Raw genomic sequence first — 24,014 nt, 5'->3', positions numbered from 1 at the left:
CTCCTGCAGGTGGGGCGCCTCTGCCCTGCATGGGGCAAAGTTTTTAGGCTGTGTCACAGCCAGAACATTGTGCGTGAGGCGGCGCACATAATCCAGTATTCACCGTGATAATTATTGAAATTGGCACAGCCTTTCAGCGTCGCTGATTTCACTTGTCTTTCAGCCCGGTGACGTCGAGTGTTAATGTAAAGTTATATAGATGATGAAGTATGTTTGCTCAATGCGGAAGTGAAAGTTACTCACAGTGCTATGAATAATCTGTATTATGATGAGTTCGCAAACACATTCAGGTTCAACACAACAAGGAGCCACGCATGGAAATGCTTGAAGAGCACCGCTGTTTTGAAGGCTGGCAGCAACGCTGGCGTCACGACTCCACCACGTTAAATTGCGCCACGACCTTCAGTATTTTTCTTCCACCACCCCGTGATAACGCCGCGCCTCCGGTGCTGTACTGGCTGTCGGGCCTGACCTGTAATGATGAAAACTTCACCACCAAAGCAGGCGCGCAGCGCATCGCGGCTGAGCTGGGTATTGTTCTCGTGATGCCGGACACCAGCCCGCGCGGCGAGCAGGTTGCCAACGATGATGGCTACGATTTAGGTCAAGGGGCAGGATTTTACCTCAATGCCACCCAGCAGCCGTGGGCAACGCATTTTCGTATGTATGACTATCTGCGTGATGAGCTTCCGGCACTGATTCAGTCGCAGTTTAACGTCAGCGATCGCTGCGCCATCAGCGGACACTCCATGGGCGGCCACGGCGCATTGATTATGGCGCTGAAAAATCCCGGGAGATACACCAGCGTTTCCGCCTTTGCGCCGATCGTAAACCCTTGTCGTGTTCCGTGGGGTGAGAAGGCTTTTAGCGCTTATCTGGGCGAAGATAAAACACAGTGGGCAGAGTGGGATAGCTGCGCGTTGATGCTGGCCAGCAAACCCGCAGACGCGATCCCGACGCTAATCGATCAGGGAGACAGCGATCAGTTTCTTGCCGATCAGTTGCAGCCCGCGGTACTAGCCGAAACTGCCCGTCAGACCGCTTGGCCAATGACGCTACGCATCCAGCCTGGTTACGACCATAGCTATTACTTTATTGCGTCGTTTATTGAGGATCACCTGCGCTTCCACGCCCAGTATTTGCTGAAGTAATTTCTTAGTTGAGGGCGGAAGCCCTCTTCATTTCTCCATCATTCCTTCACTTTTTCTCCTTTTTTCTTCCCCCACTATCTTATTGATTAAAAAAGTATTTCACCCCAAACCATATCAAACACAAATGATTTCTATTATCATTTGTGTTTACAAATATTCATACTTTTGTACAATCCCCCCGCTTCTTTACTGAAAAGAGTCCTTAAAAGACAAATACATACAATTGTCATGGCCTTTCACATGACGCGCAGTTTGATTCATTTAAATGGAATGATACAAATGACTATACCTCACGTTAAGGCTGTAGCTGCCGCAGTATGCGTCGCCTGCCTCCCATCACTCGGCCATGCCGCTGAACAAGACACCGTGGTCGTTACCGCTACCGGTTTCGAGCAGAAAATTCAGGATGCCCCGGCTTCAATATCTGTTATTACCAAGCAGCAGATTGAGGACAAAGCCTATCGAGATGTCACCGATGCGCTAAAAGATGTCCCTGGCGTCGTCGTCACTGGCGGGGGGAGCAGTAGCGATATCAGTATTCGCGGTATGGCTTCACAATACACACTCTTCCTGGTCAACGGTAAACGCATCAGCACCCGCGGTACACGTCCTAACAGCGACAACTCAGGTATTGAGCAAGGTTGGCTGCCGCCGCTGGAATCCATCGAGCGTATCGAGGTAATCCGCGGCCCGATGTCATCCCTCTACGGCTCCGATGCGATGGGCGGCGTCATTAACGTCATCACCAAAAAAGTGTCGAATACTAAAGCCTGGACCGGCTCTTTGCACGGCGATGCCACTTTCCAGGAAGACAGAGACTCCGGCGATATTTACCAGACCAACGCCTATGCGTCTGGACCACTGATTGACGGATTACTTGGCGCGAAGGTGACCGGATTATTCTCCCACCGCGCGGAAGATGAAATCGTAAATGGCTACAATGAACAGCGTATGCGTAGCGGGGGATTAACCCTGAACTTTACGCCAGATGATAAAAACGACATCGATTTCGATTACGCACGTGAATTGCAGGATCGCGACAGTACGCCGGGCAAATCCATGGCCGAGGAAAACTGCCGCAACGGAAGCTGTAAGCCCAACAGTAAAAGCGAAAACAAGTATGTGCACACCACGTACTCAATAACCCACAGCGGTTATTACGACGACTTCAACTCCACCAGCTATGTCCAGCAGGAAGAGACCGACAACCCCGGTCGCCAGATGAAGTCCTACAACACGATTTTCAATAACCAGAACCAGGTATTCCTTGGGGCGCACACCCTGACGTTGGGCGGGCAATACCGTTATGAAAAACTGCGCGATAATGGCAACCAGCTGCAAGCGGCTGATGGACTGAACAAACTGACTCGCTGGAGCTGGGCGCTGTTTGCTGAAGATGAATGGGCCGTTACCGATACCTTCACGCTGACCGGCGGTCTGCGTATGGATAAGGATGAAAACTACGGTGACAACTGGACGCCGCGCGGCTATGGCGTATGGCATCTGAGCGATCAGTGGACCTTAAAAGGCGGCGTTTCCGCGGGCTATCGCGCACCGGATCTGCGCCAGTCTTCTGCCAGTTGGGGACAGGTCACCGGCGGCGGTCGTCTGAACGGAATCATTGTCGGCAACCCAGACCTGAAACCGGAGAAAAGCCTCAGCGAAGAGATCGGTTTACTGTGGGATAACGGCAACGACCTCAACGCAGGCGTTACGTTGTTCAATACCGACTTTAAAAACAAAATCACCGAAGTTCGCCGTTGTAACAGCAGTTCCGATCCGGCCTGCACCATCGGCGGCACCCATTATGACTTCGTCAGCGATCGCGTTAACGTCGATAAAGCCAATATGCGCGGCGTAGAATCCACCTTCGGCTGGAAAATAACCTCTGACGTCAACTGGACCGCGAACTACACCTACACAGAATCTGAGCAGAAAAGCGGTCAGTTCTCAGGCCAACCGTTGAACAAAATGCCGAAGCATATGTTTAACACGACACTGGACTGGCAGGCTACGCAGGATCTCGGTTTCTGGAGCCGTCTGAATCTGCGCGGGAAAACGTCTGAATACCTGAGCCGTACCTCCATGGCACAGGGCACCCCGTCCTATACTCAGGTCGACGTTGGTTTACGTTACTATGCTACCAAGGATCTGTTGATGACCGCTGGCGTGTATAACGTGCTGGATAAACAAATCGATTACGATACCTACGACACCGTCCTTGATGGACGTCGTTACACGGTTGGCATGACTTACAGCTTCTAAGTTAGGCGCAATAAAAAACCCCGGCACTCATCATGCCGGGGTTTTTGTTATGCTTTTTTATACTGTTACTTCTTTACGCGGCCCGGGAATTTCATTTCGCTGTAGCGAACAAAACGGGTTCCTTTGGTCAGCTTATAGCCAAACCAGATAATCAGGAACAGCGGGATACCGATATAGGTAGCCATCACGCCGCCCCAGTCAATGCTGTCTTTCAGGAACGCTTCGTAGTTCTGACCCAGGGTGATAATCAGGCACAGCACAAAGGCGAAGATCGGACCCAGCGGGAAGAAGCCAGAACGGTACGGCAGATCCTTCACATCGTGCCCCTGCAGTACATAACCGCGACGGAAGCGATAGTGGCTAATAGCAATCCCCAGCCAGGCGATAAAGCCCGTCATCCCGGAAGTATTCAGCAGCCACAGGTACACGGTCTGGTTGCCAAACATTGAAGTCAGGAAGCACAGCCCCGCCACCACGGTGGTCGCATACAGCGCGTTACGCGGTACGCCGCCACGAGACAGTTTGCCGAAAATACGCGGCGCTTTACCGTCACATGCCAGGGTGTAAAGCATACGCGTGGAGGCGTACATCCCGGAGTTACCTGCGGACAGCACCGCCGTCAGGATAACTGCGTTCATCACCGCTGCCGCAGACAGCAGACCCGCATGCTGGAATACCAGCGTGAACGGGCTAACGCTGATGTCTTTTACATCGTTACGCAGCAGGCTTGGATCGGTATACGGAATGATCAGGCTGATAATCAAAATTGCGAACACATAGAACAGCAGGATTCGCCAGAATACCTGACGTACCGCACGTGGAATGTTCTTTTCAGGATCTTCAGATTCGCCAGCCGCGATACCGATAAGCTCTGTCCCCTGGAAGGAGAAGCCGACTATCATCGCCACGCCAATCATCGCAGCAAAACCACCGGCAAACGGTGCATCGCCGGTCGTCCAGTTGCTCCAGCCCACCGGCTGAGCGCCTTTGAAGATACCGAAAATCATCATCACACCAACCACGATGAAGATAATGACGGTGGTAACTTTGATCAGTGAGAACCAATATTCCGCTTCACCAAACCCGCGAACGGAAATGTAGTTCAGCAGGAAGATAACGCCGAGGAACAGCGCACTCCAGATCCAGCCCGGCGTGTCCGGGAACCACCAGCTCATCACCAGCTGTGCGGCCACCAGGTCAACAGCAATCGTTACCGCCCAGTTGTACCAGTAGTTCCAGCCCAGCGCGAAGCCAAAGCCTTCTTCTACGTAGTTCTGACCGTAGGTGGAAAACGAGCCGGAAACCGGCATATAGGCAGCCAGTTCACCGAGGCTGGTCATCAGGAAGTACACCATCAGACCGATCAGAATATAAGAGAACAACGCGCCGCCTGGACCCGCTGCAGAAATAGTTGCACCAGATGCAACGAAAAGACCTGTACCGATGGAACCTCCAATGGCAATCATCGTCAGGTGACGCGCCTTCAGTTCACGACGTAGCGTGGGCGCTTCTGTGGTTTTAGTTTCGGAAACCATGTGAAAATGCTATCCATCCAAAAAATGAGGCGCGATTGTAGCAGACGAAATGGCATTCTTCCGGCACAAATACGCTGTTATAAGAGACCTTCATGACTGGCCGCGGATTATAAGTAAAGCAGAAAATATGCGGTGTAAGGCGGTTAAGTTATAACCGCCGTTCTACAGAGGTGACATTACGACAGTAAGCGCCCTATTCGCCCAGCTCGACCTGATCGCTGTAATGTAAAAAACGCGTAATGGCATTGGAGATGTGTTTTTGCCTGTGATGCACGCGCCAGAGAGTACGGACTAAACGCGGCAGCGGCACGGGAACTTCGCTCAGCGTTCCCGCCTGCAACTGCTCCGCAATAACCCGACGCGACAAGCAGCTGATCCCGAGACCATGACGCACCGCATGCTTAATGGCCTCGGAGTTACCCAACTCCATTGCCATCTGAAATCTCGGCAGATGAGACAGCAGCAGGTAATCCACCAGTTCGCGCGTACCCGATCCTCGTTCACGCAGGATCCACGGCGAAGCAGCCAGCTGTTCCAGCGTAACAGGCCCCTTTGTGAGCGGTGACGACGGTGCGGCAAACACCACCAGCTCGTCTTCCAGCCACGGTTCAGAAATAATTTCAGTACTGTGACAAGGCCCTTCGATCAGTCCGATATCTACCCTAAAATCCAGCACCGCATTAATCACATCCTGACTGTTACCCACGCTCAGCTCGAGCGGCAAATCAGGAAAATCCTGCCGATAGCGGGCGATCATAGCAGGCAAGATATAGTTACCAATGGTGCTACTGGCATAGACCCGAATGGCACCATTATCTTCGCGAAAAAGCTGTTCGATTTCGGTTGTTTGCTCAAGTAACGCCAACGCTCGTGGGTAGAGCAAACGCCCGTGCTCGTTGACCACCAGTCGTTTACCGACACGGTCAAACAGTTGCACGCCGAGTTGCCCTTCCAGATCGGTAAGTGCCGCACTCACCGCCGACTGCGACAATGCCAGCATGACAGACGCCTGGGTCGTTGAACCGCTTTTTAGTACCTCAGCAAACACTTCAAGTTGTCGCAGGGTGATATGCATAGTCGTTTTCCACCGGATATCCGTTACTTATACCCTAAATAATTCGAGTTGCAGGAAGGCGGCAAGAGAGTGCATCCCCGGGAGCGTACTTAAGTACGTGACTGGGGTGAACGAGCGCAGCCAACGCACATGCAACTTGAAGTATGACGGATATACCACTTATATAGATTAATTATAAATATATAATCAATTTTATTTTTAAACCACTTCGCCGTACTCTTTTACCCAGATAAAGGAGAAGGATATGACAGAACTCACCTTGCAGACTCATCGTCGTACAGCGTGGCATTTTATTCCGGGGCTTGCCCTGAGTGCAGTTATCACTGGGGTTGCCTTATGGGGTGGATCTATTCCCGCCGTCGCAGGTGCCGGGTTCAGCGCCCTCACCTTAGCAATCTTGTTGGGGATGGTCCTCGGCAACACCGTCTATCCGCACATCTGGAAAAGCTGTGACGGCGGCGTGCTGTTTGCTAAACAACATCTATTACGTCTGGGGATCATCCTCTACGGCTTCCGCCTCACCTTCGCGCAAATTGCTGACGTCGGCGTCAGCGGTATCGTGATTGATGTGTTAACGCTGAGCAGTACCTTTATGATTGCCTGTTTCCTAGGGCAAAAAGTGTTTGGTCTGGACCGCCACACCAGCTGGCTGATTGGCGCGGGGAGCAGCATTTGCGGTGCCGCCGCCGTGCTGGCAACCGAGCCGGTAGTGAAAGCGGAAGCCAGTAAGGTAACCGTCGCTGTCGCCACCGTGGTGATCTTCGGTACCATCGCTATCTTCCTGTACCCGGCAATGTATCCGCTGCTGGCACACTGGTTTAGCCCAGAAACCTACGGCATTTACATTGGTTCCACCATGCATGAAGTGGCGCAGGTAGTGGCTGCCGGGCACGCCATTAACCCGGATGCAGAAAACGCCGCGGTTATTGCCAAAATGCTGCGCGTCATGATGCTGGCACCGTTCCTCATCCTGCTGGCAGCTCGCGTTAAACAACTGTCTCCGGCTACGGGTGGTGAGAAAAGCAAAATCACTATTCCATGGTTTGCCATCCTGTTCATTGTGGTCGCGATTTTTAACTCGTTCCACCTGCTGCCGCAGTCGGTTGTGAACATGCTGGTAACGCTGGACACCATTTTGCTGGCAATGGCAATGGCTGCACTGGGGTTAACCACTCACGTTAGCGCACTGAAAAAAGCCGGTGCCAAACCGTTACTGATGGCCCTGCTGCTGTTTGTCTGGTTGATTGTCGGTGGTGCTGCGATTAACGTCGCTGTCCACGCCCTGATGGCATAAACGATCACGACTCACCTCCATTAACCCGCTATACTCTCCCTTTTTGTATTTGAGTATGGCGGGTTAAATTTATGAAATACATCGGAGCGCACGTAAGCGCCGCTGGCGGTCTGGCTAACGCCGCTATTCGAGCCGCAGAAATCGAAGCGGCCGCATTCGCCCTGTTCACCAAGAATCAGCGCCAGTGGCGTGCCGCGCCGCTGACCACCGAAATCATTGATGATTTCAAATCTGCCTGTGAGAAGTACCACTACACCTCTGCACAAATCCTGCCTCACGACAGTTACCTGATTAACCTCGGTCACCCGGTCAGCGATGCGCTGGAAAAATCGCGTGATGCGTTTCTTGATGAAATGCAACGCTGTGAACTGCTTGGCTTATCCCTGCTGAACTTTCACCCTGGCAGCCATTTGATGCAGATCCCGGAAGATGAATGTCTGGCGCGCATTGCCGAATCCATCAACATCGTCCTCGCTCAGACCCAGGGCGTTACGGCAGTTATCGAAAATACCGCCGGGCAAGGTAGTAATCTGGGATTCAAGTTTGAGCACCTGGCCGCCATAATTGACGGCGTCGAAGATAAGTCCCGCGTCGGCGTCTGCATTGATACCTGCCACGCTTTCGCGGCGGGTTACGATTTGCGTTCCGCAGAAGAGTGCGAAAAAACGTTTGCGGAATTTGAACGTATTGTCGGTTTCAAGTATCTACGCGGTATGCACCTGAACGACGCCAAGAGCGCGTTTGGCAGTCGCGTTGACCGTCATCACAGCCTGGGTGAAGGCAATATTGGCCATGATGCCTTCCGTTGGATTATGCAGGATAATCGTTTTGACGGTATTCCAATGGTGCTGGAAACCATTAATCCGGATATCTGGGCCGAAGAGATCGCCTGGCTGAAAGCCCAGCAAACAGAAAAAGCAGTGGCGTAACGATCTCCGCGCGCCAGACAAGCTGGCGCGTATCAAGTGAGCGTAACCAGATCCTCTGGCATATGGTTGTACAAAATCCGCCAGAAATGCTCAGCCGTTTTATTCAAACGGGTATCCATTCGGTAAATATAGGCCTGAATTGGCACCATCAACTCCGGCGTGTCCAGACAAACCAGGCGCTTATCGCGCAATTCGTTCACGATCGTCCACGCTGGCAGCCAGGCGATACCATGACCATCTAATGCCATATTCTTCAATAGCTCACTCATCGAAGACATAAACAGCGTACGCGCCGAAATACTGCCCACCTCCGCCAGGTGACGGTTAACCAATCTTCCCATGTAGGATGTGCTGGTGTAGTTCAGAATCGGCACCTGCGGCTGATAGATATCAAACAACGCCTTACCCTGTGCATCCGCAGCACAGACGGGATACAGTTCAGACTCAAAAACCTTCAAGCCGCAGAAAGGTGACTGCATTAAGTCTTCATCGCGAAAGGAGATAATAAAATCACTTTTCCCCTCGCGTAGCGTATTCACCGCCTGGACTACGTCAATCGCTTCGACGTGGTAAACAAACTCCTCGCCCCATGCCGACATTGAATGTACCAATCTGGGCAACATCGTCAGCGACAGAGAATGCGCTGCCGCTATTTTGATATTGGGAACGCCAAGCAGGTTGTGACCACTTAGCTCATCTAAATTGCATTCCAGTTGTTGCAGCAGGCTACGGGTTTGCGAATGGAACAACTTACCCTCCTCTGTCAGCTGCAGTGGACTCGTCGTACGGTCAAACAGCAGCACCCCAACGGCGGATTCGAGCGCCTTGATCCGCCGGCTAAATGCCGGTTGGGATAGGTTGCGCTCCTCTGCGGCCTGGGAAAAATGACGGCACGCTTCCAGCGTCAGAAAGTCATATAACCATTTGGTCTCGATATTTTTCATACCTGTCACGCGGATGTTTAAATATGTCGATTAGTCTTAAGCATCATGCCTGAATATTCCCGGAGATGATATTCAACATCAGTATCTGGTGATTCGTTTTTTGCATAACGCCTTCGTTTTTGACATTAACATGTTTCTTTACTCATCGACCACGACCGCTCACCCACCGCGTAACGTCGGGCCTCTGGCTGATTGCCGGCCAGCTGAGGTGGTAAAAGACATCACACTCATGCGTTTTTTGCATTGAACCAAACATTATTGCATTTCTCCTCACGACACTCTGCTGTTAAACATAAGCACCAGATAGACACCAGCTCTGAATATTAAATATCGGTAAATAGAGGTATATATCGTGAAAGGTTTAATTGGCGTACTTGGTGGTATGGGGCCTGCTGCAACCGTCGATCTTTTTAATAAATTCGTCACCTTTACCGCAGCGCAACGCGATCAGGAACATATTCCATTAATTATTTCATCCATCCCTGATATTCCAGACCGAACTGATGCGTTAATGCATCATGGTCATTCCCCACTTCCGGCAATGCGTGATTATATGCACAAACTGGAAGATGCTGGTGCGGAGTGTATTGTGATCCCCTGTAATACCGCCCATTTTTGGTTTAATGAATTAAAAGAGTGCTGTCATACAGAGTTACTCAGTATCGTTGAAACAACCATGAATGAGGTCAAAAACTGCGGAAAATCACGTATCGGTTTACTTGCTACTAACGCCACCCTTTACATGGGACTCTACCAAAAAGGCATAGAATCTCTTGGTTTAACCTGCATCAGTCCTGATTCATCCGATCAGGAAAAGGTCATGGAAAGTATTTATTGCTTAAAAGCCGGCGACCTTAAGCGGGCACAAACGCTGATGAATGAACAGGCTGAAGTGCTCTTCTCACGCGGCGCACAAATCATTGTACTGGGATGTACTGAAGTCCCCGTCATTCTTGCCGACGCAGTCAGAAAGTCTCCAGATAAATATATTGACTCAACCGGATCATTAGTTCGCGCCGGTATTAAATGGTACGAAAAACGAGTTGGAAAACATCATCTTCTGGCGCAATAACAGCCATTACCAGATAAATAAAGCATTAAACAACCACTTATTTTAATAACAAATTATTCTCTGGCGGAGGCCATTATGGTTTGGTTAGAAATTATCGTCGTGTTGGGTGCAATATTTTTTGGTATCCGCCTCGGCGGAATAGGTATCGGTTTATGCGGTGGTCTGGGGCTGGCTATTTTAACGTTGGGATTTGATCTGCAAATTGGCTCGCCACCCGTTGACGTTATCCTTATTATTATGACAGTTGTCGTGGCAGCATCGGCGCTACAGGCCGCAGGAGGTATGGATTATCTGGTTCGTGTTGCCGGTAATGTCATGCGGCGTAACCCTAAATATATCAATATTATTGCACCGATTATCACCTGGTCGATGACCATAATGGCCGGAACAGGGTTCATTGTATTTTCTACCCTGCCAGTGATTGCCGAAGTCGCCAAAGAGTCCGGTATCCGCCCTTCTCGTACGCTCGCCGGATCCGTAGTCGCCTCCCAGGTGGCGATATCCGGTTCGCCGATCAGTGCCGCAATGGCGGCGATGCTGACCATTATGGAGGGCAACGGTATCACCTTTATTCAGGTCATGGCGGTATGTCTACCAGCTTCGTTTGTCGCCGCGATGGTTGCCGCTTTTATCGCCTCACGTCAGGGATGCGAGCTTCAGGATGATGAAGTCTATCTGGAACGCCTGCAAAAAGGATTAGTGCGTAAATATGAAGGGCAAAACAGCACCACGCCGGGTGCCAAACTCTCGGTCGCCCTGTTTATGCTGGCAACGGTCGTCATCGTTATTCTTGCCGCCTGCCCGCAGCTACGCCCTGGATTCGATGCAGGCAACCCAATGAATACCCGGGATATCATCATTATCTGTATGTTGGCTGCCGCTTGCCTGATGGTGGTGTTATGCAAAACATCAACCGATGCTATTGTCCTGACATCCACGTTTAGATCAGGGATGAGTTCACTGGCGGTCATTCTCGGGATTGTTACACTGGGAACGACCTTCATTGATGCCCACTTAGCGGAGATTAAGGATATCGCAGGCGATATTCTACGGGCTTATCCCATGCTGTTGGCACTGGTGCTGTTTGGTACCTGTGCACTTCTCTACTCGCAAGGCGCCACCACGCCGCTGATCATCCCTCTGGCCGTTGCGCTCGGCGTGCCTACATGGGCAATTCTGGCCTCCTATGTGGCGGTAACCGGGGTGTTTGTTCTACCAACATACCCGACTTCGCTGGCGGCAATGGAGTTCGACACCACAGGGACAACGCGCGTGGGCAAGTATGTCTTAAACCATCCGTTTATGCTGCCAGGACTGGGTGGGATCATTGCTGGCGTTGCCTTTGGTTTTATCATCGCGCCAATGATTACCTGACCCGTTTTATTAAGGCTGGATGGATTATTGTGGCGATGCTGCAACGGTATAGGTAAAAGCATAAAAAAGGGGCAGAGAATTCTCTGCCCCTGGTATTGACGTTAAATCAGGCCGCCTTTGCCACAACCTCAGCTTCCGGGCGCTTCAGCACCGCGTAGGAGAGACCGGCTACCAGCGTACCGGCAATAATTGCCAGCAGGTATCCCAACACCGGCGTGATTGCACCTGGGATTAACAGGACAAACAGCCCGCCGTGTGGCGCCATCAGCTTCGCACCCACCGCCATCGAGATAGCCCCGGTAATCGCACCACCAACGATACAGCAAGGCAGAACGCGCATTGGGTCACGGGCAGCGAACGGGATTGCCCCTTCGGTGATAAAGCACAGACCCAGTACCAGCGCAGCTTTTCCGCCTTCCTGCTGCGCTTTGTCGAACTTACGACGCGCAACCAGCGTTGCCAGACCCAGAGCCAGCGGAGGTACCATACCCGCAGCCATGATGGCCGCCATCGGCGCATAAGTTTGTGTACTCAGCAGACCCACACCGAAAGCATACGCCGCCTTGTTAACCGGACCACCCATGTCGGTACACATCATGCCGCCAAGAATCGCGCCAAGCAGCACCGCATTGGCCGTACCCATGGTTTGCAGCCAGTGAGTCAAACCTTCCAGAATACCCGCCACCGGTTTGCCGATCAGGTAAATCATGGCCAGGCCAACCACCAGGCTTGAGAACAGCGGAATGATCAGGATCGGTTTCAGCGCTTCCATACTCTGCGGGAGTTTCAGCTTCGTGCTGATAAGCTTCGCCACATAACCGGCAAGGAAACCAGCAATAATCCCGCCAATAAAGCCGGAACCGGTGCTTACCGCCAGCATACCGCCGATAAGACCCGGCGTCAGACCCGGACGGTCAGCGATGGAAAACGCGATATAACCTGCCAGTACCGGCACCATCAGCGCGAAGGCTGAACCACCGCCAATCTGCATCAGCGCCGCCGCCAGCGTACCCTGCTCTTTAAACGCTTCGATACCAAAAGCGAACGAGAGTGCAATACACAGGCCGCCAGCAACTACCATCGGCAGCATATAAGAGACGCCCGTCAGCAGGTGACGATACGCCCCCGCGCTCTCTTTCTTACTTTCGGTTGCTGAAGTCTGCGCTTTACCGGTTGGCTGGTACGGTGTTGCTTCTTCCAGCGCTTTGTCCAGCTCCTGCTTTGTTTTCTTCAACGCAAGACCGGTAGAGGTGCGATACATCGGTTTGCCGGCAAACTTCGCCAGATCAACTTCAATGTCAGCTGCCACAATCACCAGATCAGCCTGAGCCACCTCTTCCGGCGTAATAGCGTTACCTGCGCCAACAGAACCTCGGGTTTCAACCTTCACCCACCAGCCACGTTTTTTCGCTTCAGTTTCAATCGCTTCAGCGGCCATAAACGTATGAGCAACACCGGTCGGACAAGCCGTCACCGCCACCACGCGTTTTGGACCACTGCTGGCCACAGCTGCTGTTGCAACCGGGGCACTGTAAGGTTTTGCATGGCCTTTAGCTTCGCTGAGGAAGAGTTCAGGATGCGCAACCGCACGACCAATGTCGCCCAGCCAGACTTTTTTGCCATTCAGCGAACTGTCGGCAGGAAGCGTATCGCCCAGAACAATTGCCAGTTCGGCATCATTCGGATTATCAATAATTTCCAGATGTGCTTTCTGTGCCGCCGCTCCAAGCAGGGTTTTCGCCATGTAAGCGCGAGCCTGGCCGAGATTAGCGTCAATAATCAGCAGCGTTTTCATTATGCCTCTCCTGCTGTCAGTTAAACGGTTTTAAGTCGACACGCGCCATCATTGCGGCCAACTGAGGACGATCGGTAATGCCTACATTACTTTGGCTTACCGCCAGGGCGGCAACAGCCGTCGCCAGACGCAGGGTATGTTCGCTGGACTCACGCATCAGCAGGCCGTAAATCAGACCGCCAACCATTGAATCACCCGCACCGACGGTGCTGACCACCTCAACTGACGGCGGTTTAGCAATCCACTCTCCTGAGGCGTTAACCCACAGCGCACCTTCCGCGCCGAGTGAAATCACCACATGAGCGATCCCCTGCTCGCGAAGCGCATGCGCCGCTTCAATCACATCTTTCATTTCCGGCAGCTTACGACCGGCCCAGATTTCCAGTTCGCGACGGTTTGGCTTCACCAGCCATGGCGCCGCTTTCAGACCTGCTACCAACGCTTCACGACTACTATCAAAGATAATGCAAGGACACTGACTACGCAGGCGCGTCATCCAGTCGGTGAAGGCTTCCGGGCTCACGCCGGTTGGCAAACTGCCGCTGACGCACACCATGTCGAACTGGCCCAGCCAGCTCAGCGAATCATTTACAAAGCGTTCCCAGTCAGCCGGGGTGACTTCAAAGCCGGAGAAGTTGAAGTCAGATACTTCACCGTCTTTTTCGGTCAGCTTGACGTTAATACGGGTACGGCCCTGCACGACCTGAAAACGGTTGGCAATGCCCAGCTCGCTGAACAACTGCTGAAAACCATCCTGGTTGTCTTTACCCAGGAAGCCACCCACAGTGACATCGATACCTAAATCCTTCAAAACCTTAGCGACGTTGATCCCTTTCCCTGCCGCATGCAGACCGGTGGTTTTAACCAGGTTCACTTCACCGCGTTCAATTTCCGGGCAGAAACCCACCAGGTCGTAGGCCGGGTTAAGGGTGATAGTAGCAACACGTCTGCTCATTACGCGCCCTCCCCAAGACCTGCTGCGATGGCTTCGCCAATCGCCTTCAGCGCCTGTTCAGCATCTTCGCCCTGTGCAGTAAAGCGCAGGTGATGTCCTTTCTTCACGCCTAACGCCACAACTTTCATCAGACTGCGTCCATTCGCCGGCTTGCCGGTTCCATCAAGATTTGTCACGGTAATTTCACTGTTAAATTGTTTAATCGTATTCACCAGCATGGTGCCCGGGCGGGCATGTAAACCATGCTCATTGCGCACAATAAATTCGGCGCTCAGTACATCATCAGTTAAGGCGTCATCGCTGGTCAGCAGCGCCAGCACCGTTGCCGCATCAGCTTTCAACAAACGGTCAGCTTTATTATTCAGCAGCAGATCGCCAAGGCGCTTCAGTACCGCAACCGGTTGATCGTCATTCATGGCGACGGTCACCAGCAAGGCTGCCGCTTCACCTTGTACATCGAACGCTGTTGCTGCACGACTAACCGCAACGGCGCTACGCACGTTACCTTCAGCACAGTCATTCAGCCAGATCCCCTGACCGAGATTCATCGGTTGCTCATTGATTGCTCTGGCCACAAAGGTGGCGTCAACCGCACCGACTTCTTTCAGCCGTGCCGCGTTGAGTGCCTGCAGCGTCACCAGCGAGTTGGCCACGACATCCAGCGACAGCGTTTCGTTATCAAGCTTCAGCTGTTCACTTTGCTTTTCACCCATCAGCAGCGCACGCAGTTCTTCCGCCGTGGTCGCAGATTTCAGCCGTTCAGCGACGGAGTCATCGCTCAGCACGTGTGTCAGCTGACGCAGTAAACCGAGGTGTTCATCAGAACTTGCGGCGATGCCGATTGCCACATAAGCAACCTGCCCTTCGCCCCAGGCCACGCCCTGCGGAAACTGAAATACCTGCACACCGGTTTTCAGTACCTGATCGCGCGTGTCCGTCGTACCGTGAGGAATCGCAATACCGTTGCCGAGGAACGTGGACGTCTGTTGTTCGCGCGCCAGCATGCCATCGACGTAGCCTTCCGCGACGTTACCCGCCTGCACTAAGGCAGCGGCAACCTGGCGAATAGCCTCTTCTTTATTCCCGGCCTGTTCGCCCGGGTGAATATCCTGAACAGATAACTGGAACATGATTCTCCTCTCCCGCTGAATTGAAACGATTCAGCCAACATGAGAAAAAAGGCGTCACCCGACTCCATCAGTTAAGGCAAGATGACGCTGAAACGTTTCAAGAAGTCTTGCTCTTTTTTCTTCAGCACACAAGTAAAGTTGACAAATTACTTGCTGAATTTAGAGATAACGCACATTTTCTCTGCGGAGGAGAAAAAATTGCTGACGCAAAAACGCCGTCAGCTTGTCAGATTCAGCAACGTCAGCAAGCAGCATTCTTTGACTGAAATGCTATTTTGATTTTTGATGCCGATTTTGATTTGGCTCCCTGTTTATTTTCTGACAAGCGGCGTAAACTCCGCGTCTCTTCACATCATTGATATCAAAACATGCATAACACCCCCGTAGCCGCCACACCCAAGGCGTTTGATTTAACGTCTTCGGCGTTCCTGCTTGTCGCATTTCTGACGGGTATCGCCGGTGCGTTGCAGACGCCAACGCTCAGCCTTTTTCTGACGGATGAAGTCCACGCCCGTCCCGGCATGGTCGGGTTCTTTTTTACCGGTAGCGCTGTGATCGGTATTCTGGTAAGTCAGTTTCTGGCCGGACGTTCAGATAGAAAAGGCGATCGCAAGAACCTGATTGTGTTTTGCTGCGTGCTGGGGATGCTGGCCTGCGTGCTATTTGCCTGGAATCGTAATTATTTTATCTTGCTGTTTGTCGGGGTATTCCTCAGCAGCTTTGGATCGACCGCCAACCCGCAAATGTTTGCTCTCGCCCGTGAACACGCCGACCGCACAGGTCGGGAAGCCGTCATGTTCAGCTCAATATTACGTGCACAGGTTTCGCTAGCCTGGGTAATTGGCCCGCCGCTGGCCTACGCGCTGGCCATGGGATTCAGCTTTACAGTGATGTATCTCAGCGCGGCGGTGGCGTTTGTTGTCTGCGGCGTAATGGTCTGGCTGTTTTTACCCTCAATGAGTAAAAACGTGCTTCTCGCGACAGGCGCAGTTGAGGCCCCGCGCCGCAATCGACGCGACACGTTGCTGCTGTTTGTTATCTGCACATTAATGTGGGGAACCAATAGTCTCTATATCATTAATATGCCGCTGTTTATCATCAACGAACTGCATCTGCCGGAAAAACTGGCTGGCATCATGATGGGCACCGCAGCCGGTCTGGAAATCCCGACCATGTTGATTGCTGGCTATTTTGCAAAGCGTCTGGGTAAACGTCTGTTGATGAGAATTGCCGTCGTTGCCGGATTCTTCTTTTATGCCGGTATGCTGCTGGCTCACTCTCCGGCGATATTGCTTGGCTTACAGCTGCTGAACGCGATTTACATCGGTATTCTCGGCGGGATTGGTATGCTCTATTTCCAGGACCTGATGCCGGGACAGGCGGGTTCAGCCACCACCCTCTATACGAATACCATTCGCGTGGGCTGGATTATTGCCGGATCGCTGGCGGGAATTGCCGCTGAAATTTGGAACTATCACGCGGTGTTCTGGTTTGCACTGGTGATGATCGTCGCCACCGTCGCGTGCCTGGCGCGCATCAAGGACGTTTAAGGCGCGGTTAGCGCTTCAAGCTCGATGAGATAAACCATGGCCTGGTGCGTCGTCCGCCCGCACATTTCCGCACTGGGCTGTAAACCGGCGCACACCTTTGGTCGTAGCGGCGACACAAAAATTTTGCAACGCAGGGATTCATCCAACTGAACGCAGGGCGTATTAGCGGGCTTGCCATCAGGCATACCGGGGATGGGACTGGAGATTGAAGGCGCGGTGCAGCATGCACCACAATCCGGACGGCATTCCATACAGTACTCTCTTTATCGTAAACCATCGGATTGTGCGGGAAGGGCACAGTACCACCTTTTTTGCACCAGCAAAAGCATGAATTCCGCTTGCCTGAATGCCCCGGCGCGAGTAGTTTTACGCGATATTTTAGACACTCCTCACTACAGGATTTTTTCGATGCCAAGAGCGAACGAAATTAAAAAAGGTATGGTACTGAACTACAACGGCAAACTGCTGATTGTAAAAGATATCGATATTCAATCACCGTCCGCACGTGGTGCTGCCACGCTGTACAAAATGCGTTTTTCTGATGTGCGTACCGGTCTGAAAGTTGAAGAGCGCTTCAAAGGCGACGATATCGTGGATACCGTCACTCTGAGCCGTCGTGGCGTTGATTTCTCCTACGTCGATGGCAACGAATACATCTTTATGGATAAAGAAGACTATACCCCATATACCTTCACCAAAGACCAGATTGAAGAAGAGCTGCTGTTCATGCCGGAAGGCGGTATGCCGGACATGCAGGTACTGACCTGGGACGGCCAACTGCTGGCGCTTGAACTGCCGCAGACTGTAGACCTGGAAATCGTTGAAACCTCACCGGGTATTAAAGGCGCTTCAGCGAGCGCGCGCAACAAGCCAGCAACCCTGAGCACCGGTCTGGTGATCCAGGTTCCTGAGTACCTAAGTGCGGGTGAAAAAATCCGTATTCATATCGAAGAACGTCGCTATATGGGCCGTGCAGATTAATTTTCTGCTGCGCAGTGACGGCAAGGGACAGCGCAGGCTGTCCCTTTTTTCATTTTCAGCACTGGCTGCTGAGATAAAAATCATCCATCAGCAATGACTCCAGATACTGTTCATCCTCTTGCATAAAACGCTCTATCAGATTAACCGCCTGAGGATAAAACCCCTCGTTATCCCGCACCAGACAAGCGTCGCGAAATAACGGTGCCCAGCACAGAATATGATGATGCAAAAAGTAATATTGCGCCGATAGCCTCTCCTCTTTAGCAACCATCCTCGCCATTAATGCCAACTGCACGGCAATATGATCGGAGGGCTCATTCTCTCTCGCTGCCAGACCTTGCTCAATCAGCAACACATTCATTTGCCGACGTTCTTCTGCCGCTGTCGTGTGTGGATAGTGCCCTGCATAGGGAGAAACACTAGCCGGCGGGGCCAGCAGAAACAGCGAGGCAAAATCTGCTGCCAGCTCCAGCTGTCGGGAGTCGCGCCGCAAAACCCGGCCCAGGCTACGCTCAAAACATTTAACCTCGGCAGATACTCCAGGAACCGCCGCCAGTGAGGCAATCCAAGCCTGGCTATCGCCGTTTTCCAGACTGGCGAGCTGTTTTTCATCCAGCTCACGAAATAACAGTTGCGAAAACCACTGGTACACAGCCGCCCGCTGCTGATGAATTTGCTTATGCTGCACTGGTCCCCTCCTCTTTCACAATCTGCGGACCACCGAAAGCCGTCACTTGCGGGGCTTTCTGCTGATAACGCTCGACCTCCACCAGCACGGTATGCGCTGAAGGCCCCTGGGCCAATTGTGAAGTACCTATATCCGCGCTCAGCACGTTCGGGTCGCCATAGGTGCATAATGTCCCGGCTTTCCCCCCTTCCTGCGGGGAATACCACGCGCCTTCATGAATACGAATCACGCCAGGGGAAAAATCCGGACTGACAACCACGCCAGCCAGTACCTGACCACGAGCGTTATAAACGCGGGCGATATCACCGGCTTTTAAGCCACGAGCGGTGGCATCCTGTTCACTGATATAAAGCGGCTCTCTTCCGGCAACCGCATAGGTGTTGCGAAACGCCTCGCTAGAGCACAGTTGGGAATGCAGACGTTTATCCGGATGGCAGGATTGCAGATGCAGCGGGTATTTATCTTTTTTGCCGCTATGGGTACGCTCAAAGGGTTCCATCCACACGGGATGCCCTGGACAATCCTCATAGGCAAAGCCCGCGATGGTTTTGCTGTAGATTTCAATCAGACCTGACGGCGTTCCCAGCGGATTCAGGTCTGGCTGGTCGCGAAACTCACCGTGCCGTACCCACGGCTGACCCGGCGGATATTCAATATATCCGTCACCCTGCCAGAACGTTGTGAAATCCGGTAATGAGACACCGAGCGACGCTCCCATCTTCACGCCTTCATCATAAAGCACCTGTATCCACTGCATTTCATCACGGTTTTCGCGGTACACCGCTTCCTTGTCAAAGCGCTTACACAGCCCGGCAAACACATCAAAATCATGTCGCGCTTCATATTGCGGTTTGACGATCTGATGCAACGCCATCAACCCTTTATTCGAATGCGTACCGAACTGCTCAATATCGTTACGTTCAAAGCGGGTGGTAACGGGCAGGACGATATCGGCGAATCGGCACGACGCGGTCCATTGATGATCCAACACCACCACGGTTTCCAGCTTCTTCCACGCGTCGATCATGCGATTCCTGTCCTGCTGCGCATGAAATGGATTTGCCGCACTGTAGATCGCCATTTTGATGTCAGGCCATGTTAACGTCTCGCCGTTAAAGGCAACTTTTTTGCCCGGCTCAAGCAGGCAGTCAACGATACGTGAAGTGGGGATATGCTCCGATGCGCCGCGAAAATCCGCGTTGTACTTTGCCTGCGGGGGATTCGTGATCCCTCCCAGTCCAGAGAGCACAGGCCCGGCGGATGTTACCGTACCTCCACCGTTGTAGTGCCAGCCAAATCCTACCCCGCCGCCGGGCAAACCAATTTGACCGACCATGCTGGCCAGCACCACCAGCATCCACGGATACTGCTCACCATGGTGCATGCGTTGTACGCACCAACCGCCCATAAACTGTGTCCTGCCTTTCACCAACAGGCGGGCGAAGTCTCGAATCTGCTCTGCCGTCAGGCCGCAGATTTCTGCCGCCCATTCGGCATTTTTCGGCTGTTTATCGGCTTCGCCCAGCAGATACGGCAAAAACTGCTCAAAGCCGACGGTGTAATCGGTAATAAACGCCGTGTCGTACAATTTTTCTTCGTACAAGGTATGCGCCAGCGCCAACATTAACGCCACATCGGTTTGTGGCCGCAACGCCAACTGCTCGCAGTCAAGAAAGTTTTGCGACTTGCTACGCACCGGATCGACACTGATAACGCGCATCTTACCCTGCGCTACCGCCTCTTTAATCTGCTGCCAGTAGCCAAACGCATCGTGATCGGGAACCAAAAACTCGATCTGCAGGTTCTTGATCGGATCGCAGCCCCACAGCACGATGGTATTGCTGTTTTCAATCACCAGCGGAAGCGACGTCTGCTGCTCATAAACTTCCAGCGAACCAATCACATGCGGTAAAATGACTTGTGCCGCTGCCGCAGAATAGTCGCCGACGGTTGTCACATAGCTACCATGCAGGCCAAGTCCCCGGTCCATCGCCCCGCCCGCTTTATGGTATTTGCCCACCATCTGCCAATCGGCAAGCCCGGTAAATACGCCTGATGAGCCATAGGTTTTTTGCACCCGCTCCAGCTCTTCGTAAAACAAATCCAGCGCCTGATCCCAACTAACCCGCACAAAACGGTTATCTCCGCGCTGGCTGCGATCCGACTTCTCACGCTTACGCAACCAGTCCAGACGCACCATTGGGTAGCGCACCCGCGACGGGTTGTAAACCACTTCACGCACCGCGTTCAGCATATCGCAGGGGTATTTGTCATGTTTGAACGGACGGGTTTCGGTCCACTCACCGTTGACCACTTTGGCTTCAAAAGCGCCATAGTGCGAACCAGATTGGATCCACTGTTCGGGATTTTCCCCCGCCGCCCACACTTTTGATATCAGCGGATTAGGCGCCAGTGCGCTGGCAGCCCCCACCGCCAGCATTCCGTTGAGAAAACGGCGGCGGGACGGATTAAAGTCATGAATATCCATACATTATCCTTACTTTTTGTTGGTTTCAGACACATCGCTGGCGTGGGTCTGGAGGTATTTCAACAACGTACGTTCCTCCACCGGATTAAGCCGGTAATAGGTCGACATGGCTTTCAGTCCGGCGATCCAGCCGTTAGCGGTATATCGGGTTGTAGGAGGAGTGCTATGACAGGCGCTACAGGTGGATTGCAGCATTTGATCTGAGTACTCCCAGATTGGCGCGAGCGTGTTGATAAAGTCCTGATCGGTGGTCCAGGCGGTGACGCTCACCTGCTGCCATTCCTGATGTGAGTCAGGATCGACCTGAGTTTGTAGCACTTTTACGTTCACCATCAGGGGCTCATCGAGAACGGCGGAGAAAACGCGTTTCCCCATATACTGGGTGATCACCCGTCCGCGTCCTTTGCTTTCACGCCAGCCCGTGATTTCGAGCTGCACGTTACGGCCTTCTTTTTTCAGCACCTTGACCTCGGTGGCGGGAAATAACAGCGCCTTCCCGACCGGACTCTCTGCCGTTGCCGCCAGTGATTTTTCGCTTAATGAGAACAGCGTGGTCGCATCCGTTGGCGTATCTCCTTGACGCTGTAGTTGCTTATAGCGATCGCGAAAACCGCTGCTCATATCGGGTTTGTGATGGGCAATTCCTTTGTGACAATCGATACAGTTACTGTCTTTTGCTGCCGCTGCGGTCATTTGCGCCGCCGCATTTGCCGATTGCTTGCCATGATCCATTGCCTCATAGCTATGGCAGGATTTACACGCCGCTGAATTATTCGCGCTCATGCGCGCCCACTCCCGCTGGGCCAGCTCCGGGCGTTTGGCAGCAAACTTTTCAGGAGTATCGATAGAAGGAGAAATAAAGGTGTGATAGAGGTCGTTTAAGGCTTCAGTTTTACGAATAAGCGTTGGAATAACGCCCGGTGGAATATGACAATCCTTACACTCAGCCCGCACGCCAGATGCGTTGCGAAAATGCACGCTGGTTTTATATTCCTCTCCAGCCGTGCGCATCGAGTGACACGATAAACAAAATTCGGTGGTACTGGTGTAATGAACGCCTTGCCACGTTCCCCAAATAGCCAGGGCCATTGCCACCGCCCCAGCCAATACGCACCACAATGCGTTCTTTCTTATCCACGACATGCTTGCCTCCATTTTTTTAATAGCGACACGCTAAGGGATAATAAAAACCAAAAATAGAGACAGCGATAGCAAGTTATAGGAACAGCCACTACTCCATGAGGTGTATCAAATAGTAAAAACGAGAAATTCGTAATATAGTGGCCATATATTAATAAGGAATTCCTCATGCTTACATTAACGCTCAATAGAGAACTCAGCACTCCGCTGCAATTACAAATTTTTCAATTTTATTTCCAGGCTATTCAGCGGGGAGATTTGCTTTGTGGCGATAAGCTTCCCTCTATTCGCGAGCAGGCTCAGGTATTGAACGTAGCCAAAATAACGGTAGTGATGGCCTATGATAAGCTTATGGCTGCAGGGTTAATCAAGAGCCGACACGGTATTGGCTATGAAGTGATATTCACAACGCCTGTACGTATAACACCAACACTTGTGCCCGTTACCCAGGGTTCTCCGCCCACAAAACCTAAAGCTGCCGGGGTCTCTACCGATGTTTACGCCGAGCCTGGACGAGAGTGCTACTGCCGGATGGGCGTCCCCGACCCCAACGCTTTTCCCTGGTCAAGCTGGCGGAAATGGAATAATGCTCCAAGCATACTTAAAGAACAATTATTTACCCGATATCATTCACCAAATGGATTATTTTCATTGCGTGAGCAATTGGTCAGATACCTTAATTTATCCCGCGGAATTAATACCCGAGCAGAGAACATCATCATTACCAACGGGATTCAGGAGGGATTATCACTGCTCAGCCAAATATTTATTATTCATCATGCTGTCAGTCAGCAAAAAAAGTGCCATATTGTGACCGAATCCCCTTGTTATTCTGGCGCATGGCATCTTTTCAATTATTACGGTGCAGACATTACGTCAATCGCCGTAGATAACCTCGGGCTGCAAACAGATAATTTACCCGAGTATGAAACCCAGCTTTGTTATGTTACTCCAGCGCATCAGTATCCGATGGGAGGTGTACTTTCGCTGGAGCGCCGTCAGTCATTATTAACGTGGGCGCAACGCGTCGGCGCTTACATCATTGAAGATGATTACGATGCCGTTTTTACCTATGGGGAAAATCCCCTTCCCGCGCTGAAAGCCATGGATTATCACAACCGGGTTATCTACATGGGGACATTTTCTAAAACGCTGGGGCCAGGCGCACGGCTTGGCTATCTAATTTGCCCTGATGAACTGCTTCCGGCGGTACAGAATATGAAAGCGCTCAATAACAACGGCAGTCAGTGGTTGTTGCAGCAATTTTTAGCCGAACTGATGCAAAATCAGGTGTTTTATACGCATATCAGCAAGCTGGCCTGCAGCTATGCGACGCGCCTCGCCCTGTTACGCGATGGCCTTTCCACTCTGTTTCCCGAAGGGAAAATCGCTGGCGCAACGGCAGGTCTGCACCTCTCGTTACGCATTGCCAGACATACCGAATTCATCGCCAGGCTGCAACAAAGCTGCCTGTTGGCCGGGATCCGTTTCGACACTCAGCCGGATATAGAAAATGGATCAGAAGCCGCATGGCGCAAAGAGAACAGCGATGCTGTTATGTTTTTTGGATTTGGTGGATTGCAGATACAGCAGATCAATAAAGTGCTGACAGTGCTGGAGCAGGCGCTTGCGCAGCCTTGATGAATAA

19 protein-coding genes are annotated in these 24,014 nt (G+C 52.2%); 9 read left to right on the top strand and 10 right to left on the bottom strand.

The window, feature by feature from the left end; genetic code table 11:
• The first annotated feature begins 314 nt into the window (after positions 1-314).
• Entirely contained in the window at positions 315-1,151 is an 837-nt protein-coding gene (gene fghA, locus OGX92_RS01210) for an S-formylglutathione hydrolase (protein WP_063940520.1), read from the top strand.
• A 279-nt stretch (positions 1,152-1,430) separates the two neighbouring features.
• Complete coding sequence (locus tag OGX92_RS01205) at positions 1,431-3,416, top strand: ligand-gated channel protein (protein ID WP_003834514.1); 1,986 nt, start codon at positions 1,431-1,433, stop codon at positions 3,414-3,416.
• Between the two features lie 65 nt (positions 3,417-3,481).
• Here the strand turns inward: OGX92_RS01205 and lysP are convergent, their stop codons facing one another.
• Positions 3,482-4,951, bottom strand: coding sequence for a lysine-specific permease (lysP, locus tag OGX92_RS01200; RefSeq protein WP_003834517.1), 1,470 nt, complete (start codon positions 4,949-4,951; stop codon positions 3,482-3,484).
• Between the two features lie 193 nt (positions 4,952-5,144).
• Positions 5,145-6,026 carry a DNA-binding transcriptional regulator YeiE gene (gene yieE, locus OGX92_RS01195; RefSeq protein WP_003834519.1) on the bottom strand — a complete coding sequence of 294 codons (882 nt, stop codon included), beginning with the start codon at positions 6,024-6,026 and terminating at the stop codon, positions 5,145-5,147.
• Between the two features lie 244 nt (positions 6,027-6,270).
• Here yieE and OGX92_RS01190 point away from each other — a divergent pair, with 244 nt between their 5' ends.
• Both OGX92_RS01190 and nfo read left to right on the top strand, forming a co-directional pair.
• Positions 6,271-7,320: a YeiH family protein gene (locus OGX92_RS01190; RefSeq protein WP_043016967.1), complete on the top strand. Its 1,050-nt coding sequence runs from the start codon at positions 6,271-6,273 to the stop codon at positions 7,318-7,320.
• 71 nt (positions 7,321-7,391) lie between these two features.
• Complete coding sequence (gene nfo / locus OGX92_RS01185) at positions 7,392-8,249, top strand: deoxyribonuclease IV (RefSeq protein WP_286586144.1); 858 nt, start codon at positions 7,392-7,394, stop codon at positions 8,247-8,249.
• 32 nt (positions 8,250-8,281) lie between these two features.
• Here the strand turns inward: nfo and hypT are convergent, their stop codons facing one another.
• Positions 8,282-9,193: a hypochlorite stress DNA-binding transcriptional regulator HypT gene (hypT, locus tag OGX92_RS01180; RefSeq protein WP_020996669.1), complete on the bottom strand. Its 912-nt coding sequence runs from the start codon at positions 9,191-9,193 to the stop codon at positions 8,282-8,284.
• Between the two features lie 352 nt (positions 9,194-9,545).
• Here hypT and cuyB point away from each other — a divergent pair, with 352 nt between their 5' ends.
• Both cuyB and OGX92_RS01170 read left to right on the top strand, forming a co-directional pair.
• Positions 9,546-10,265 (top strand): cysteate racemase, encoded by a 720-nt coding sequence (gene cuyB, locus OGX92_RS01175; protein ID WP_003834537.1) that lies wholly within the window; start codon positions 9,546-9,548, stop codon positions 10,263-10,265.
• Positions 10,266-10,340: 75 nt separating this feature from the next.
• Entirely contained in the window at positions 10,341-11,639 is a 1,299-nt protein-coding gene (locus OGX92_RS01170; protein ID WP_286586143.1) for an anaerobic C4-dicarboxylate transporter, read from the top strand.
• Positions 11,640-11,745: 106 nt separating this feature from the next.
• Here the strand turns inward: OGX92_RS01170 and fruA are convergent, their stop codons facing one another.
• The 3 genes from fruA to fruB are packed head-to-tail and all read right to left on the bottom strand — an operon-like array spanning position 11,746 to position 15,519.
• A complete protein-coding gene (gene fruA / locus OGX92_RS01165; RefSeq protein ID WP_148361737.1) occupies positions 11,746-13,434 on the bottom strand; it encodes a PTS fructose transporter subunit IIBC in 1,689 nt (562 codons plus the stop codon).
• Between the two features lie 16 nt (positions 13,435-13,450).
• Entirely contained in the window at positions 13,451-14,389 is a 939-nt protein-coding gene (gene fruK / locus OGX92_RS01160; RefSeq protein WP_003834544.1) for a 1-phosphofructokinase, read from the bottom strand.
• Positions 14,389-15,519, bottom strand: coding sequence for a fused PTS fructose transporter subunit IIA/HPr protein (fruB, locus tag OGX92_RS01155; RefSeq protein WP_286586142.1), 1,131 nt, complete (start codon positions 15,517-15,519; stop codon positions 14,389-14,391). Before fruB ends, fruK begins: the two co-directional genes overlap by 1 nt.
• 368 nt (positions 15,520-15,887) lie before the next feature.
• Here fruB and setB point away from each other — a divergent pair, with 368 nt between their 5' ends.
• A complete protein-coding gene (gene setB, locus OGX92_RS01150) occupies positions 15,888-17,069 on the top strand; it encodes a sugar efflux transporter SetB (RefSeq protein ID WP_286586141.1) in 1,182 nt (393 codons plus the stop codon).
• On the opposite strand, the gene OGX92_RS01145 is transcribed toward setB, so the two are convergent.
• Positions 17,066-17,320, bottom strand: coding sequence for a YkgJ family cysteine cluster protein (locus OGX92_RS01145; RefSeq protein ID WP_149335141.1), 255 nt, complete (start codon positions 17,318-17,320; stop codon positions 17,066-17,068). The two genes, setB and OGX92_RS01145, sit on opposite strands and share 4 nt — an antisense overlap.
• Before the next feature lie 157 nt (positions 17,321-17,477).
• Here OGX92_RS01145 and yeiP point away from each other — a divergent pair, with 157 nt between their 5' ends.
• Positions 17,478-18,050 carry an elongation factor P-like protein YeiP gene (yeiP, locus tag OGX92_RS01140; RefSeq protein WP_003027452.1) on the top strand — a complete coding sequence of 191 codons (573 nt, stop codon included), beginning with the start codon at positions 17,478-17,480 and terminating at the stop codon, positions 18,048-18,050.
• A 55-nt stretch (positions 18,051-18,105) separates the two neighbouring features.
• Here yeiP and torD read toward each other — a convergent pair whose 3' ends face one another.
• From torD to torC, 3 genes are read right to left on the bottom strand one after another with little or no spacing between them, the layout of a single operon-like run.
• Complete coding sequence (torD, locus tag OGX92_RS01135) at positions 18,106-18,738, bottom strand: molecular chaperone TorD (protein WP_286586140.1); 633 nt, start codon at positions 18,736-18,738, stop codon at positions 18,106-18,108.
• A complete protein-coding gene (torA, locus tag OGX92_RS01130) occupies positions 18,728-21,226 on the bottom strand; it encodes a trimethylamine-N-oxide reductase TorA (RefSeq protein ID WP_284962055.1) in 2,499 nt (832 codons plus the stop codon). Before torA ends, torD begins: the two co-directional genes overlap by 11 nt.
• A 9-nt stretch (positions 21,227-21,235) precedes the next feature.
• Positions 21,236-22,369 carry a pentaheme c-type cytochrome TorC gene (gene torC / locus OGX92_RS01125; RefSeq protein ID WP_149335138.1) on the bottom strand — a complete coding sequence of 378 codons (1,134 nt, stop codon included), beginning with the start codon at positions 22,367-22,369 and terminating at the stop codon, positions 21,236-21,238.
• Between the two features lie 165 nt (positions 22,370-22,534).
• Between torC and pdxR the strand changes: the two genes are divergently transcribed.
• Complete coding sequence (pdxR, locus tag OGX92_RS01120; protein ID WP_286586139.1) at positions 22,535-24,007, top strand: MocR-like pyridoxine biosynthesis transcription factor PdxR; 1,473 nt, start codon at positions 22,535-22,537, stop codon at positions 24,005-24,007.
• The last annotated feature ends 7 nt before the right edge of the window (positions 24,008-24,014 follow it).

Source organism: Citrobacter sp. Cpo089 (genome assembly GCF_030332695.1).
GTDB lineage: Bacteria > Pseudomonadota > Gammaproteobacteria > Enterobacterales > Enterobacteriaceae > Citrobacter > Citrobacter portucalensis.
This window is presented reverse-complemented; position numbering and strand designations above follow the sequence as displayed.

Excerpts from the sequence above, each read along its gene's own strand:
- fghA (WP_063940520.1), top strand. The coding sequence starts at position 315 with ATGGAAATGCTTGAAGAGCACCGCTGTTTTGAAGGCTGGCAGCAACGC.
- OGX92_RS01205 (WP_003834514.1), top strand. The coding sequence starts at position 1,431 with ATGACTATACCTCACGTTAAGGCTGTAGCTGCCGCAGTATGCGTCGCC.
- lysP (WP_003834517.1), bottom strand. The coding sequence starts at position 4,951 with ATGGTTTCCGAAACTAAAACCACAGAAGCGCCCACGCTACGTCGTGAA.
- yieE (WP_003834519.1), bottom strand. The coding sequence starts at position 6,026 with ATGCATATCACCCTGCGACAACTTGAAGTGTTTGCTGAGGTACTAAAA.
- OGX92_RS01190 (WP_043016967.1), top strand. The coding sequence starts at position 6,271 with ATGACAGAACTCACCTTGCAGACTCATCGTCGTACAGCGTGGCATTTT.
- nfo (WP_286586144.1), top strand. The coding sequence starts at position 7,392 with ATGAAATACATCGGAGCGCACGTAAGCGCCGCTGGCGGTCTGGCTAAC.
- hypT (WP_020996669.1), bottom strand. The coding sequence starts at position 9,193 with ATGAAAAATATCGAGACCAAATGGTTATATGACTTTCTGACGCTGGAA.
- OGX92_RS01170 (WP_286586143.1), top strand. The coding sequence starts at position 10,341 with ATGGTTTGGTTAGAAATTATCGTCGTGTTGGGTGCAATATTTTTTGGT.
- fruA (WP_148361737.1), bottom strand. The coding sequence starts at position 13,434 with ATGAAAACGCTGCTGATTATTGACGCTAATCTCGGCCAGGCTCGCGCT.
- fruK (WP_003834544.1), bottom strand. The coding sequence starts at position 14,389 with ATGAGCAGACGTGTTGCTACTATCACCCTTAACCCGGCCTACGACCTG.
- fruB (WP_286586142.1), bottom strand. The coding sequence starts at position 15,519 with ATGTTCCAGTTATCTGTTCAGGATATTCACCCGGGCGAACAGGCCGGG.
- setB (WP_286586141.1), top strand. The coding sequence starts at position 15,888 with ATGCATAACACCCCCGTAGCCGCCACACCCAAGGCGTTTGATTTAACG.
- OGX92_RS01145 (WP_149335141.1), bottom strand. The coding sequence starts at position 17,320 with ATGGAATGCCGTCCGGATTGTGGTGCATGCTGCACCGCGCCTTCAATC.
- yeiP (WP_003027452.1), top strand. The coding sequence starts at position 17,478 with ATGCCAAGAGCGAACGAAATTAAAAAAGGTATGGTACTGAACTACAAC.
- torA (WP_284962055.1), bottom strand. The coding sequence starts at position 21,226 with ATGGATATTCATGACTTTAATCCGTCCCGCCGCCGTTTTCTCAACGGA.
- torC (WP_149335138.1), bottom strand. The coding sequence starts at position 22,369 with ATGTCGTGGATAAGAAAGAACGCATTGTGGTGCGTATTGGCTGGGGCG.
- pdxR (WP_286586139.1), top strand. The coding sequence starts at position 22,535 with ATGCTTACATTAACGCTCAATAGAGAACTCAGCACTCCGCTGCAATTA.